Origin of the sequence: Cupriavidus sp. H18C2 (genome assembly GCF_049393795.1) — a bacterium.
GTDB classification, from domain to species: Bacteria; Pseudomonadota; Gammaproteobacteria; order Burkholderiales; family Burkholderiaceae; genus Cupriavidus; species Cupriavidus pauculus_C.
In genome coordinates, this window is sequence record NZ_CP186010.1 from 2,813,117 (window position 1) to 2,827,288 (window position 14,172).

8 protein-coding genes are annotated in these 14,172 nt (G+C 68.5%); 4 read left to right on the plus strand and 4 right to left on the minus strand.

All coding sequences use genetic code 11. The features are described 5' to 3' along the window. Positions 1-72 precede the first annotated feature (72 nt). Genes EPAKOI_RS12755 through hemC form a run of 3 tightly spaced genes read right to left on the minus strand, consistent with a single transcriptional unit; the run spans position 73 to position 4,382 of the window. Positions 73-1,263: a heme biosynthesis protein HemY gene (locus EPAKOI_RS12755; protein WP_423192342.1), complete on the minus strand. Its 1,191-nt coding sequence runs from the start codon at positions 1,261-1,263 to the stop codon at positions 73-75. A 4-nt stretch (positions 1,264-1,267) separates the two neighbouring features. Beyond that, positions 1,268-3,376, minus strand: coding sequence for a fused uroporphyrinogen-III synthase HemD/membrane protein HemX (hemDX, locus tag EPAKOI_RS12760; protein ID WP_423192343.1), 2,109 nt, complete (start codon positions 3,374-3,376; stop codon positions 1,268-1,270). Positions 3,377-3,386: 10 nt separating this feature from the next. Then, positions 3,387-4,382 carry a hydroxymethylbilane synthase gene (gene hemC / locus EPAKOI_RS12765; protein WP_423192344.1) on the minus strand — a complete coding sequence of 332 codons (996 nt, stop codon included), beginning with the start codon at positions 4,380-4,382 and terminating at the stop codon, positions 3,387-3,389. A gap of 150 nt (positions 4,383-4,532) precedes the next feature. Here hemC and ppc point away from each other — a divergent pair, with 150 nt between their 5' ends. The 4 genes from ppc to EPAKOI_RS12785 all read left to right on the plus strand — a co-directional run bounded on the left by ppc (position 4,533) and on the right by EPAKOI_RS12785 (position 11,746). After that, the gene (ppc, locus tag EPAKOI_RS12770) at positions 4,533-7,559 is read left to right on the plus strand and encodes a phosphoenolpyruvate carboxylase (RefSeq protein ID WP_423192345.1); all 3,027 of its coding nucleotides are present in this window, start codon (positions 4,533-4,535) and stop codon (positions 7,557-7,559) included. 136 nt (positions 7,560-7,695) lie between these two features. After that, positions 7,696-9,111: an argininosuccinate lyase gene (argH, locus tag EPAKOI_RS12775; RefSeq protein WP_124683451.1), complete on the plus strand. Its 1,416-nt coding sequence runs from the start codon at positions 7,696-7,698 to the stop codon at positions 9,109-9,111. A gap of 300 nt (positions 9,112-9,411) precedes the next feature. Next, on the plus strand, positions 9,412-10,011 hold the full coding sequence (locus tag EPAKOI_RS12780) for a TRAP transporter small permease subunit (RefSeq protein WP_423192346.1): 600 nt from the start codon (positions 9,412-9,414) through the stop codon (positions 10,009-10,011). 10 nt (positions 10,012-10,021) lie between these two features. Beyond that, complete coding sequence (locus EPAKOI_RS12785; protein WP_423192347.1) at positions 10,022-11,746, plus strand: TRAP transporter large permease; 1,725 nt, start codon at positions 10,022-10,024, stop codon at positions 11,744-11,746. Positions 11,747-11,829: 83 nt separating this feature from the next. Here EPAKOI_RS12785 and EPAKOI_RS12790 read toward each other — a convergent pair whose 3' ends face one another. After that, the gene (locus EPAKOI_RS12790) at positions 11,830-14,094 is read right to left on the minus strand and encodes an arginine/lysine/ornithine decarboxylase (protein WP_124683448.1); all 2,265 of its coding nucleotides are present in this window, start codon (positions 14,092-14,094) and stop codon (positions 11,830-11,832) included. Positions 14,095-14,172: the final 78 nt, after the last annotated feature.

The window sequence follows — 14,172 nt, forward strand, 5'->3', positions numbered from 1 at the left end:
GACGCCAGGCACGGCCCGGGTTTCGCTCCCTCTCCCGCACGCCGGGGAGGGGAGCACACCATCAGGCTAGGTTCAAGCCGCCAGCATCGCACTTTCCCGATAGTGCTTCTGCGCATCCTCGGGGCGGTCGGTTTCCTCGAACATCCGCGCCAGCGCCAGGTGGCTGCGCACGCAGATCGGCCGCTGGCTTTCGCGGTTGGCGTAGCGCAGCGCCCGTTCGAAGTTCGACTGTGCCTTGCCCCAGAGCTGCTCGCCCAGGCACAGCACGCCCAGCGTGTAGTACAGGTCGGCATCGTTCGGATGGTCGACCAGCCATTTCTCGGCCTGCTGGATCTGCGGCAGCGCCTTGCCCGGTTCCGCGCAGTCGGCGTAGCGTTGCACCAGCCGGCTGTCCCAGTTCACCTTCAGGGCTTCCTCGACGATCCGGCGCGCTTCGTTCTGCCGGTTCAGCGCCGAGAAATAGCGCGCGGCCTGTTCGGCGATGCGTACCGCGTGCCGCTCGTCGGCCGACAGCGACCGCCAGAAGTGGTACAGCGATTCCGCGTCGTGGCGGCGCTCTTCCAGCATCGCCTCCACCGCCATCTGCTTGAGCCGCAGCGCCAGCACCGGATGCAGCGCGTTGCGCTTTTCCAGCGTGCGCGCCAGCCGCAGCACCTCGCTCCAGTTCTTCAGGTGCTGGTGCGCGCGCAGCGCGATCCGCTGCACGTGAATCTGGCGCCCGCCCTTTTCCTGCAACTGGGCGATGGTCTCCAGCGCCCCCTCGGGGTCCCGCGCGTCGACCAGCAGTTCGGCCATCGACACCAGGCGGGCCTGCTCGCGCTCGGGATCGGTGACCTGCGACATCCAGGCGTCGCGCCGTTCCGATTCCTGCATCCGGTGCGCGGCCCGCGCGCCCACCAGCGCCGCCGTCTGCGCCTGCTCGGGCCACGACTGGGCCTCCTTGGCGGCCCGCTCGGCGCGCGCAAAGCGCCCGGCAAACAGGTTCTCGATCGACTCGCGCAGCGCGGCCTGCGCCTTGCTCATGCGGCTGCGTTCGCGGTACGCGGCGGCCCGGCGCGGCATTTCCGACAGGTGGCGCACCGTGGACATCACGGTCCAGACCACGAAGAACATCAGCAGCAGCAGCGCCAGCGCCAGGTTCAGCGACATCTCCACCCGGTACGGCGGATAGAACAGCACCACGTTGCTGTGATTGAACTGCGTGAACAGCGCCAGCCCGACCGCGCCGCCAAACAGTACGGCTACCCAGAAAAGCAGTCGCATGCGGCTACTCCTTCTTCAGCGCGCGCAGCGCACCCAGGCTCTCGGCCATGGTCGGCAGCGACACGCTCACGGCGCTGGCCTGCGCCTGCTTCAGCAGCGTCAGCACGCCCTGCACGCGGCGCGAGCGGGTATCGAAATAGCGGCCGATCATCGCCTGGGCGGCGGCCAGGTCGTTGCGGAAGACCGGCTCGTTGCGCGACAGCAGCGCCAGCCGGGCGTTCAGCAGCCGCAGCTTGACGTTCTCGCGCAGGAACCAGCCCTGGTCGCCCGACAGCAGCAGCGCGTTGGCGTCTTCCACCTTGCGCACGCGGATCACCTGGCCCAGCTCGGCCAGCACGTAGTCCCAGGTGCGGGTCAGCACGTTGCCGCCGCTGGCCGATCCGGCCGCGGCCGGCGCCGAGGCCCCCTTGGCGCCGGGGCCCACCGCGCGGTCGGTCTCGCCCGGCACGCGGTCCAGCATGCGCTCGCCGGACAGCAGCGGCAGCGCGTCGATCTGGTTGATCGATTCGTCGAGCTTGATCGCGGCGCCGGTCAGGTCCGTGTCGGGCACGGCCTTCATGCGCGCGATGTCGCGGGCCAGCGCGCGGCGCAACTGGTTGTACTGCGGCTTGTCCGCGCGCGCCAGCCGGGCGTCGGCGCTCTGCAGCGCGGCCAGCGCCACCTGGACGTTGCCGGTCAGCTGGAGCTGCTGGCCGGCATTGGTCAGCAACTGCTGGATCTCGGCGATTTCCCAGTCGTCGCGGTTGCGCATCAGGTCCTGGTAGACCTGTTCCAGCGCCGCCTGCTTGTCGCGGGCTTCCACCACCTGGCCGTCCAGCGCGCCAACCTTGGCCTGCAGTTCCTTGACGATGTCCTGCGCGTTCCTGGACAGCACGCGCGTTTCCTGCACCAGCGCGTCGTTGCTCTGCTGGCGGCGCGCCAGCTCTTCGGTCAGGTGCTCCACGCGCATCTGCAGCCAGAAGAAGCCGCCGGCAATGGCCAGCAGCAACACGGCAGCGATGACCCACCAGGCCGCCATGTTGCGGCGGGCGGCCGGTCCGGCCGCGTGGGACGTGTGGGTAGCGCCGGCGGCACCGGACGGCGCGGCATGGCTCGACGAGGGGGACGTGGTGTCTGGCGTCACGCGTTCGACCTTCGTTGTCGTGGGTCCGGGGGACCCTGTTGGTTCTTTATCGGTTGGGGCGGATGCCGGCGCGGCGGCCGGTTCGGGCTGCGGCACGGGCACCGGATCGGCCATCGCCACAGGCGCCGCCGGGCCCGCATGCGCGTTGCCCCACTGCGTGCACGTGGCCAGCAGGCCAGCATCGCCGGGCGCGGCGGGCAGCACGTGCGCAAAGCCCAGCGCCTGGGCCTGCGCGGCAATTCTCGCATGCGGCGCAATGCACTGCATCTGCTTCAGACGCTCGTGTTCCTGCGGCGACAGGTGCAGCCGCGCCAGCGCGTCGAGGTTGCGTACCGCTTCGGAACTGGTCAGCAGCCACGCATACGGCGGCGCGCCGGGCCGCAGGCTGTCGCGCACGGCCTGCCATTGCATCGTGGTGGGCTCGGGCAGCGTCCGGCTGTAGGCTTCCACGGCCTCGACGGTGGCGCCCGCCTCGCGCAACCGGTCGCCCAGCCAGTCGCGCCCGCCGTTGCCGCGGATGATCAGCACCTGCCGGCCGGAAAACGCGCCGGGCGCGGTGTCCAGCTGGGACCAGAGCGCCTCGGAGTCGAAACGCGGGGTATCGGCGGCCGGGTCGGTGCCGTCCTGCGCGCCGGCCGGGGCGATCACGCGATGGGTGGGCGGCGCGATGCCGCGCTCGGCCAGCGCCGCCACGCTCGACGGCCCAACCACGGCCACCGGCACGCCGGCGGGCCACTGGGCGGCGCCGGCCGTGTTCTGGACCTGGGCCAGCGCATCGAGCGCGAACGACACCGCGTTGGGGCTGACAAAGACGACCAGGGCATAGGTATCGAGCCGGGCCAGCGCCGCGCGCAGCGGCGCGTCGTCGGCGGCCGGGCCGATGGCCAGCAGCGGAAAACCAAGCACGTCGAGGCCCGCGTTGTGCAGGGCCTCGGTCAGTTGCCGGGACTGCCCGGCAGGTCGCGTGACTACGACGGTCGGGCGGGGCATCGGGCGATCCTCAGGCGGGTCCGGCGGTCGACAGGGCGGCCAGTACCGCGTCGGCACCCTGCCCCAGCAGGTCGCCGGCCACGGCGGCGCCGAGCTGCTCGGCGGCCTGGACCGAATCCACCGGCGCGGTGGCGTGGGCCCGCACGTTGCGGCTGCCGTCGGGCAGCGCGACGAATGCATCCAGTTGCAGTGTCGTGCCGTGCCAGCGCGCATGCGCGGCCAGCGGCACCTGGCAGGACCCGCCCAGCCGGCGCGACACGGCGCGCTCGGCCGAGACGGCCAGCAGCGTCGGCACGTCGTTGAGCGGCGCCAGCCACTGGGCCACCTCGGGCCGGTCGGCGCGGATCTCGATGCCCAGCGCGCCCTGTCCGGCGGCCGGCAGCGAGCTTTCCGGCTCGATCAGCGCGCGGATGCGTTCGCCCAGCCCCAGCCGCTTCAGGCCGGCCGCGGCCAGGATGATCGCGCCGTATTCGCCACGGTCCAGCTTGCCCAGCCGGGTGTCCAGATTGCCGCGCAGCGGCTTGATGACCAGATGCGGATAACGGCTGCGCAGGGCGGCCTCGCGGCGCAGGCTCGACGTGCCGACCACGGTGCCCGGCGGCATCTCGTCGAGCGAGGCAAAGTGGGCGGAAACCAGCGCATCGCGCGGGTCCTCGCGCTCCATGACGGCGGTCAGCGCAAAGCCCTCGGGCAGCTCCATCGGCACGTCCTTGAGCGAATGGACGGCCAGGTCCGCGCGCCCTTCCGCCATGGCCACTTCCAGTTCCTTCACGAACAGCCCCTTGCCGCCTACCTTGGACAGGGTCCTGTCGAGAATCTGATCACCCCTTGTCGTCATGCCGAGAATGGACACATCGCACTGGGGATAGTATTGTTGCAACGCAGCACGGACATGTTCGGCCTGCCACATCGCCAGCCGGCTTTCGCGCGACGCGATGACGAGCTTTTGTGGCAGGCTGCGTGACGTAGCAGCGGACGAAGACGACGGGTGGGCGGGTGCTTGCATGCGCGCATGTTAGCACGCACCCCCTCGCAAAACCGCCACAATGGCCGGCCCGAAAGTGACTTTCCGGACGGTTGTTGATGCCGGTTGGCCCGGGGCACCTGTCCGGGGTTCGATACATATATAAGACGTACCGAGAAGAGGAGATAGTGAATGACGCAGCCTGCTGCGCGCCCCACCGGCCGTACCCGTTCCACCAGCCGCAAGCCCACCTCGCCCGCATCGCCCGCCTCGGGCCAGCATGACGCGCCGGGCGCCGCCCCGGACGCCACCGCCCGCAAAGCCCCGTCCCGCAACGCCGCCCCGCGCGCCAAGCCCACGCTGTCCGTGGTGACCGCCGAAGGCAACACCGTCGCCCCGGCCCGCCGCACCGCCGACAAGGACGTGCCGCTGCGCGAGGACATCCGCTTTCTGGGCCGCCTGCTGGGCGACTGCGTGCGCGAGCAGGAAGGCGATGCCGCGTTCGACCTCGTGGAAACCATCCGCCAGACGGCCGTGCGCTTCCGCCGCGAGAACGACCGCGCCGCGGGCGCCGAGCTGGACCGCCTGCTCAAGCGGCTGTCGCGCGACCAGACCAATTCCGTGGTGCGGGCGTTCAGCTACTTCTCGCACCTGGCCAACATCGCCGAGGACCAGCACCACAACCGGCGCCGCCGCGTGCACGCGCTGGCCGGATCGCCGCCGCAGCCGGGCAGCCTGGCCCGCGCGCTGGAAGCCATCGACGCGGCCGGCGTGACCGGCAAGCAGGTGCGGGACTTCCTCAACGACGCGCTGATCATGCCGGTGCTGACCGCGCACCCCACCGAGGTGCAGCGCAAGTCGATCTTGGACGCCGAGCGCGAGATTGCCCGCCTGCTGGCCGAGCGCGACCTGCCGATGACGGCCCGCGAGCGCGACCACAACACCGCGCAGCTGCGCGCCCGCGTGACCACGCTCTGGCAGACCCGCATGCTGCGCAACACGCGCCTGATGGTGGTCGACGAGATCGAGAACGCGCTGTCCTACTACCGCACCACGTTCTTGCAGGGCATTCCCCGGCTGATGGCCGACCTGGAGGAAGACCTGGCCCAGGTGTTCCCGCGCCGCAGCAAGGCCGGCGCCGTGCCCGAGCCGCTGGCGCCGTTCCTGCAGATGGGGTCCTGGATCGGCGGCGACCGCGACGGCAATCCGAATGTGACGGCCGAGACGCTCCAGCACGCAGCCCAGCAGCAGTCGTCGCTGATCATGCAGTGGTATCTGGACGAAGTGCACGCGCTGGGGGCGGAACTGCCGCTGTCGTCGCTGATGGTCGATGCCAGCGCCGAGCTGCTGGCGCTGGCCGATGCCTCGCCCGACCACTCCGACCATCGCGCCGACGAGCCGTACCGCCGCGCGCTGATCGGCATCTATGCGCGGCTGGCCGCCACCACCGAGCGCCTGACCGGCCACGTGGCCCCGCGCCATCCGGTGGCCGACGTGGCGCCGTACGACAACGCCGAGGCGTTCGCGGCCGACATCCGCATCGTGCTCGATTCGCTGCGCCAGCATCACGGCGAGGCGCTGGCCCGGGGCCGGATCGACGCGCTGGTGCGCGCGATTGCGATCTTCGGCTTCCACCTGGCGTCGGTGGACATGCGCCAGGTGTCGGACGTGCACGAGGCCGTCATCGCCGAACTGTTCAAGGCGGCCGGCATCGCGCCCGACTACGCGGCGCTGCCCGAGGCCCGCAAGCTGGAACTGCTGCTGGCCGAACTGCGCCAGCCGCGCCTGCTGATGCTGCCGTGGCACGACTATTCCGAGCAGACGCGCAAGGAGCTGGCCATCTTCGCCATGGCGCGCGACCTGCGCGCCCGCTACGGCAACCGCGTGGCGCGCAACTACATCATTTCGCATACCGAGACGCTGTCCGACCTCGTGGAAGTGATGCTGCTGCAGAAGGAAACCGGGCTGCTGCGCGGCACGCTGGGCAGCAAGACCGATCCGGCCCGCATGGAGCTGATGGTCATCCCGCTGTTCGAAACGATCGAGGATCTGCGCAACGCGGCCGGCATCATGGAATCGCTGCTGGACCTGCCCGGCTTCGACGCAGTGATCCGCCACCATGGCGTGGAACAGGAAGTGATGCTCGGCTACTCGGACTCGAACAAGGACGGCGGCTTCCTGACGTCGAACTGGGAGCTGTACAAGGCCGAACTGGCGCTGGTGAAGCTGTTCGAGGCGCGCCGCGTGAAGCTGCGGCTGTTCCACGGCCGCGGCGGCACCGTGGGGCGCGGCGGCGGCCCGACCTACGAGGCCATCCTGTCGCAGCCGCCGGGCACCGTGAACGGCCAGATCCGGCTGACCGAGCAGGGCGAGATCATCAATAGCAAGTTCGCCAATGCGGAAATCGGCCGGCGCAACCTGGAAACGGTGATCGCGGCCACGCTGGAGGCGTCGCTGCTGCCCACGCAGAACGCGCCGGCCGGGCTGGCCACGTTCGAGGGCATCATGCAGCAGTTGTCGGATCGGGCCTTCCGCGCCTACCGCCACCTGGTCTACGAGACGCCCGGCTTCAAGGACTACTTCTTCGCCACCACGCCGATCACCGAGATTGCCGACCTGAACCTGGGTTCGCGCCCGGCCTCGCGCAAGCTGATGGACAAGAAGCACCGCAAGATCGAGGACCTGCGCGCCATTCCGTGGGGCTTCTCGTGGGGCCAGTGCCGGCTGCTGCTGCCGGGGTGGTACGGCTTCGGCAGCGCGGTCAAGGCGCTGCTGGACGAGGCGCCGGACGAGAAATCGCGCAAGGCATGCGTGGCCACGTTGAAGCGCATGGTCAAGACGTGGCCGTTCTTCCGCACGCTGATGTCGAACATGGACATGGTGCTGGCCAAGACCGACCTGGCCGTGGCGTCGCGCTACGCGGCGCTGTGCGACGACGCCGCGCTGCGCAAGACCGTGTTCTCGCGCATCAGCGCCGAATGGCACCTGACCTGCGACATGCTGAGCCTGATCACGGGCCGCACCGAGCGCCTGGCCGAGAACCCGCTGCTGGCGCGGTCGATCAAGAACCGCTTTGCCTACCTGGACCCGCTGAACCACCTGCAGGTGGAACTGCTCAAGCGCTACCGCGCCGGCAAGGACGCCGACGACGTCCGCGTGCGACGCGGGATTCACTTGACGATCAACGGCGTGGCGGCGGGGTTGCGCAACAGCGGGTGAATCGTCGCTGATGCGTGCCGTAGCCGGCGGTTTTCTCCTCTCGCCCGCGCAGCGGGAGAGGGGAGCCAGCCGCCAGCGTTTGTCCCCCTCCCAGGCGATATAATCGCCGTTTCCGATTTTCCGCCCTGCCCCTGCCATGACCTCCCAACTTGCCAAGAAAGGCGAAGCCTGGTCCGCCCGCTTCTCCGAACCGATGTCCGACCTCGTCAAGCGCTACACCGCGTCGGTCTTCTTCGACAAGCGCCTGGCGCTGTTCGACATCCAGGGCTCGCTGGCCCACGCGGCCATGCTGGCCAGGCAGGGCATCATCGCCGAGGCCGACCGCGCCGAGATCGAGCGCGGCATGACGCAGATCCGGGGCGAGATCGAGGCCGGCCAGTTCGAGTGGAAGCTCGACCTGGAAGACGTCCACCTGAACATCGAGGCCCGCCTGACCGCGCTGGTCGGCGACGCCGGCAAGCGGCTGCACACGGGCCGGTCGCGCAACGACCAGGTGGCCACCGACATCCGCCTGTGGCTGCGCAGCGAGATCGACAACATCATCGGCCTGCTGGGCGACCTGCGCGGCGCGCTGCTGGACCTGGCCGAGAAGAACGCCGACACGATCCTGCCCGGCTTCACCCACCTGCAGGTGGCCCAGCCGGTCACGTTCGGCCACCACCTGCTGGCCTACGTCGAAATGTTCACGCGCGACGCCGAGCGCATGGCCGACTGCCGCCGCCGCGTGAACCGCCTGCCGCTGGGCGCCGCCGCGCTGGCCGGCACCAGCTATCCGATCGACCGCGAGTTCGTGGCGCAGCAGCTCGGCTTTGACGGCGTGTGCCGCAATTCGCTGGACGCCGTGTCGGATCGTGATTTCGCCATCGAGTTCGTCGCGGCGGCGTCGCTGGTGATGACGCACGTCTCGCGCTTCTCCGAGGAACTGGTGATCTGGATGAGCCCGCGCGTCGGCTTCATCGACATCGCCGACCGCTTCTGCACGGGCAGCTCGATCATGCCGCAGAAGAAGAACCCGGACGTGCCCGAGCTGGCGCGCGGCAAGACCGGCCGCGTGTTCGGCCACCTGAGCGGCCTGCTGGTGCTGATGAAGGGCCAGCCGCTGGCGTACAACAAGGACAACCAGGAAGACAAGGAACCGCTGTTCGACACCGTGGACACGATCGTCGACACGCTGCGGATCTTTGCCGACATGGTGCCCGGCATCAGCGTCAAGCCCGACGCGATGCGCGCCGCCGCGCTGCAGGGCTACGCCACGGCGACCGACCTGGCCGACTACCTGGTCAAGCGCGGCCTGCCGTTCCGCGATGCCCACGAGGCCGTGGCCCATGCCGTGCGCGCCTGCGACGACCGCCGCTGCGACCTGGCCGACCTCTCCGTCGACGAACTGCGCCAGGCGTCCGGCCTGGGCGACAAGGCGTCGCTGATCGGTGACGACGTGCACGCCGTGCTGACGCTGGAAGGCTCGGTGGCCGCGCGCAACCACATCGGCGGCACCGCGCCGGACCAGGTGCGCGCCGCCATCGCCGCGGCCCGCGCCACGCTGGCCGGCTGAGCGCCGCGCCACGCCCTGCCGGGGCGGCGCATCCGCCGCCCCGCGCCCCCCCCGGCTGACGCCACCTTTTCCCCTGCTTTCCCCCCTGCTTTCCCCCCTGCTTTCCCGCTGCTGTCCCGCTCGCTTCCCGCCTACCTTACGCGGACCTTACGCCGGTCTGAAAGCCGCTCGCCAGGCCACTCGCGCCCTGTCCCGCCGATGCAAAAAAGTGACGCACTGGGGATTCACCCTAGCGTCGCCCCGCGCCGAAACCCGTAGACTGACGCGCCACCTTTTTGTATCTCCACCTGGGACGATCACATGTCTTTCCTCATGAAAATCTCGCGGCTTATCGACGCCGTGAACGATTTCATCGGGCAGTGGGCGAAATGGCTGATCCTGCTGGCCGTGCTGATCTGCGCCGGGAACGCCATCATCCGCTACGCTTTCAGCATCAGCTCCAATGCCTGGCTCGAATTGCAGTGGTACCTCTTTGCGGGGGTGTTCCTGCTGGGGGCGCCGTACACGCTGCGGCGCGACGAGCATGTGCGCATCGACGTGGTGGCCGGCCACCTGTCCGAGCGCAAGCAGGTCTGGATCGACATCTTCGGCATCCTGTTCTTCCTGCTGCCGATCTGCTCGATCATCCTCTGGCTGTCGATCCCGTACTTCTGGCTGTCGTACGCCGGCCACGAGATGTCCGGCAACGCGGGCGGGCTGATCCGCTGGCCGGCCAAGTTCCTGATCGTGGCGGGCTTCTTCCTGATCATCCTGCAGGGCCTGTCCGAGCTGATCAAGCGCGTGGCCTACCTGAAGGGCCTGCTGCCGTTCTCGGCGTTCCGCAAGCACGCCACCGACCCGGCCGAGGAGATTGCCGCCATCGCGCAGGCCAACTTGCTGCCGCCGACACCAAAACAATAAGGGACGCGCCATGATGTCATTTGTCGCCGCGAACATGGCGCCGATCATGTTCGCCAGCCTGGTGGTATTCCTGCTGTCGGGCTTCCCGATCGCGTTTGCACTGGCCGCCAACGGGCTGCTGTTCGCCTTCATCGGGATCGAGCTGGGCATGCTGCCGCCCGAGCTGCTGCAGGCGCTGCCCAGCCGCCTGTTCGGCATCATCGAGAACGACACGCTGCTGGCCATTCCGTTCTTCACGTTCATGGGACTGGTGCTGGAACGCTCCGGCATGGCCGAGGACCTGCTGGACACGATCGGCCAGCTCTTCGGCCCCATCCGGGGCGGCCTGGCCTACGCCGTGATCTTCGTCGGCGCGCTGCTGGCGGCCACGACCGGCGTGGTGGCCGCGTCGGTGATCTCGATGGGCCTGATCTCGCTGCCGCTGATGCTGAAGTACAAGTACGACAAGCGGCTGGCGTCGGGCGTGATCGCGGCGTCGGGCACGCTGGCGCAGATCATCCCGCCGTCGCTGGTGCTGATCGTGCTGGCCGACCAGCTTGGCCGCTCGGTCGGCGACATGTACAAGGGCGCCTTCGTGCCCGGCCTGGTGCTGACCGGCCTGTACATGCTCTACGTGCTGCTGGTGACGCTGATCCGCCCGAACGCCGCGCCCGCGCTGCCCCTGGAGGCGCGCACGTTCCGCGAGCCCGGCGGGCAGACCGGCAGCCGCTCGGTGCTGGTGCTGACCGTGCTGTCGGTGGCCGTGGCGGTTGCCGTGGACAAGCTCTACAAGCCGGAAGCCCCGCTGGACGAGCGCCTGGTCATCAGCGTCGGCGCCGGCATCACGTTCGCCTTCCTGGTGGCCGTGATCAACAAGGGCCTGAAGCTGAACCTGCTGTCGCACATGGCCGAGAAGGTCACCTTTGTGCTGATTCCGCCGCTGGCGCTGATCTTCCTGGTGCTGGGCACGATCTTCATCGGCGTGGCCACGCCGACCGAAGGCGGCGGCATGGGCGCGCTGGGTGCGCTGGTCCTGGCGCTGATCAAGGGCCGGCTGAACCTGAGGCTGACCAAGCAGGCGATGGAATCGACGCTGAAGCTGTCGGCGTTCGTGATCTTCATCCTGATCGGCGCGCGCGTGTTCTCGCTGACGTTCTACGGCGTGGACGGCCATATCTGGGTGGAGCACCTGCTGACCGCGCTGCCCGGCGGCCAGCTCGGCTTCCTGATCGCCGTCAACGTGCTGTTCTTCCTGCTGGCGTTCTTCCTGGACTTCTTCGAGCTGGCGTTCATCCTGGTGCCGCTGGTGGGCCCGGTGGCTGACAAGCTCGGCATCGACCTGATCTGGTTCGGCGTGCTGCTGGCCGTGAACATGCAGACGTCGTTCATGCACCCGCCGTTCGGCTTCTCGCTGTTCTACCTGCGCTCGGTGGCGCCGCGCGAAGTGAAGACCACCGACATCTACTGGGGCGCGGTGCCGTTCGTCGTGATCCAGCTTGTCATGGTGGGCCTGATCATCGCCTTCCCGGGCATCGTCAGCACCGGCACCGGCCCGAAGCAGGACCGCAGCATCACGCGCGACCTCAGCATCGACCTGCAGCAGTCCGCGCCGGCCCCCGCCGCGCCGTCCGGGCCCGCGCCCGAGGCGCCGTCGCTGGGTGGCGGCGCGGAAGGCAAGGCCCAGCCCGAGCTGCCGTCGGCCCCGCAGGAAAGCGAGCCGGCCGCGCCGCAGTTCCAGTTCGAGAAGTCGAAGTAACCCGCCAGCCAGAACAAAAAACCCCCGCGCCGCGAGGCCGGGGGTTTTTTCTTTGTCCGCCCAGAACTGGCGAAACCGCTACGTCACTGCTTCACGCAATCGACGAAGTACGCCTTCTGGCCGTCGACCTCGTCTTCCACCAGGCCGTGGATGTCGGTCTCGAAGCCCGGGAACAGCTTGTTGAACTCGCGGGCGAACTTCAGGTACTGGACGATCGTCCGGTTGAAGCGCTCACCCGGGATCAGCAGCGGGATGCCCGGCGGGTACGGCGTCAGCAGGATGGCCGTGACGCGGCCTTCCAGCTCGTCCACGGGCACGCGCTCGATCTCGCGGTGCGCCATCATCGCCCAGGCGTCCGACGGCTTCATCGCCGGTTCCATGTCCGACAGGTACATCTCGGTGGTCACGCGGGCCACGTCGTTGGCCTTGTAGACGCTGTGGATCGCGTCGCACAGGTCGCGCAGGCCCATCCGCTCGTACTGCGGGTACTTGCCGACGAACTCGGGCAGCACGCGCCAGAGCGGCTGGTTCTGGTCGTAGTCGTCCTTGAACTGCTGCAGCTCCGTGACCAGCGAGTTCCAGCGGCCCTTGGTGATGCCGATCGTGAACATGATGAAGAACGAGTACAAACCCGTCTTCTCGATGATGATGCCGTGCTCGGCCAGGTACTTGGTGACGATGGCCGCCGGGATGCCGCGCTCGCTGAACTCGCCGTCCACGTCCAGCCCCGGGGTGATGATCGTGGCCTTGATCGGGTCCAGCAGGTTGAAGCCGTCGGCCAGGTCGCCAAAGCCGTGCCAGCGCTCGTTGGCCTTGAGCAGCCAGTCGTCGCGCTCGGCCATGCCTTCCTCGGACAGCGAGTCCGGGCCCCAGACCTTGAACCACCAGTCGCCGTTGTTGACCACGTCGTAGTCGGCCTCGACCTTGCGCACGGCACGGCGGAAGTCCAGCGCCTCGGCAATGCTTTCCTCGACCAGCGCGGTGCCGCCCGGCGCTTCCATCATCGCCGCGGCCACGTCGCACGAGGCGATGATCGAGTACTGCGGGCTGGTCGACGTATGCATCAGGTACGCCTCGTTGAAGCGGTACCGGTCCAGCTTGCGCGACTCGGAATCCTGCACCAGGATCTGGGACGCCTGCGACAGCCCGGCCAGCAGCTTGTGCGTGGACTGCGTGGCAAACACCAGCGCGTCCTTGCTGCGCGGCCGGTCGCGGCCAATCGCGTGCATGTTGCGGTAGAAGTCGTGGAACGCCGCGTGCGGCAGCCAGGCTTCGTCGAAATGGAGCGTGTCGATCTCGGACGCCAGCATCTCCTTGATCTGCTCGGCGTTGTACAGCACGCCGTCGTACGTGCCCTGCGTGATCGTCAGGATGCGCGGCTTCTGGTTCTTGGCCTTGCTGGCGAACGGGTGGTTGGCGATCTTGCGGCGGATGGTCTCCGGGTCGAACTCGCTCTTCGGGATCGGGCCGATGATGCCGTAGTGGTTGCGCGTCGGCATCAGGAACACCGGGATCGCCCCGGTCATCATGATCGCGTGCAGGATCGACTTGTGGCAGTTGCGGTCCACCACCACGATGTCGCCCGGCGCCACGTTGGCGTGCCAGACCATCTTGTTCGACGTCGACGTGCCGTTGGTCACGAAGAACATGTGGTCCGAATTGAAGATCCGGGCCGCATTGCGCTCGGACGCCGCCACCGGGCCGGTATGGTCCAGCAGCTGGCCCAGTTCCTCCACGGCGTTGCAGACGTCTGCGCGCAGCATGTTCTCGCCGAAGAACTGGTGGAACACCTGGCCCACCGGGCTCTTCAGGAACGCCACGCCGCCCGAGTGGCCCGGGCAGTGCCACGAGTACGAGCTGTCCTGCGCGTAGTCGATCAGCGCCTTGAAGAACGGCGGAGCCAGCGTGTCCAGGTAGACCTTGGCCTCGCGGATGATGTGGCGCGCCACGAATTCGGGGGTGTCCTCGAACATGTGGATGAAGCCGTGCAGCTCGCGCAGGATGTCGTTCGGAATGTGACGCGAAGTGCGCGTCTCGCCGTACAGGAAGATCGGCAGGTCGGTGTTGCGGCGGCGCACCTCGTTGACGAACGCGCGCAGCTTCTCGATCGCGGCGGCCTCGGGCTGGTCGTCGGCGCGGACGAACTCGTCGTCGTCGATCGACACGATGAACGTGGATGCCCGGCTGGCTTGCTGCGCGAACGACGTCAGGTCGCCATAGCTGGTCAGGCCCATCACTTCCATGCCCTCGCGCTCGATGGCCTCGGCCAGCGCGCGGATGCCCGAGCCGGAAATGTTCTCGGAGCGGAAGTCTTCATCGATGATGATGACGGGGAAGCGGAATTTCATCGGGCAATCCTTGATGAGGTGCTTGTAAAGACTTGAGCCACATGGCCCGCGGCCTTGCTGTGCGGCGGCGGCATGTGG

Bases quoted from the DNA above. Each gene is read 5' to 3' on its own strand.
- EPAKOI_RS12755 (WP_423192342.1), bottom strand. From the start codon at position 1,263: ATGCGACTGCTTTTCTGGGTAGCCGTACTGTTTGGCGGCGCGGTCGGG.
- hemDX (WP_423192343.1), bottom strand. From the start codon at position 3,376: ATGCCCCGCCCGACCGTCGTAGTCACGCGACCTGCCGGGCAGTCCCGG.
- hemC (WP_423192344.1), bottom strand. From the start codon at position 4,382: ATGCAAGCACCCGCCCACCCGTCGTCTTCGTCCGCTGCTACGTCACGC.
- ppc (WP_423192345.1), top strand. From the start codon at position 4,533: ATGACGCAGCCTGCTGCGCGCCCCACCGGCCGTACCCGTTCCACCAGC.
- argH (WP_124683451.1), top strand. From the start codon at position 7,696: ATGACCTCCCAACTTGCCAAGAAAGGCGAAGCCTGGTCCGCCCGCTTC.
- EPAKOI_RS12780 (WP_423192346.1), top strand. From the start codon at position 9,412: ATGTCTTTCCTCATGAAAATCTCGCGGCTTATCGACGCCGTGAACGAT.
- EPAKOI_RS12785 (WP_423192347.1), top strand. From the start codon at position 10,022: ATGATGTCATTTGTCGCCGCGAACATGGCGCCGATCATGTTCGCCAGC.
- EPAKOI_RS12790 (WP_124683448.1), bottom strand. From the start codon at position 14,094: ATGAAATTCCGCTTCCCCGTCATCATCATCGATGAAGACTTCCGCTCC.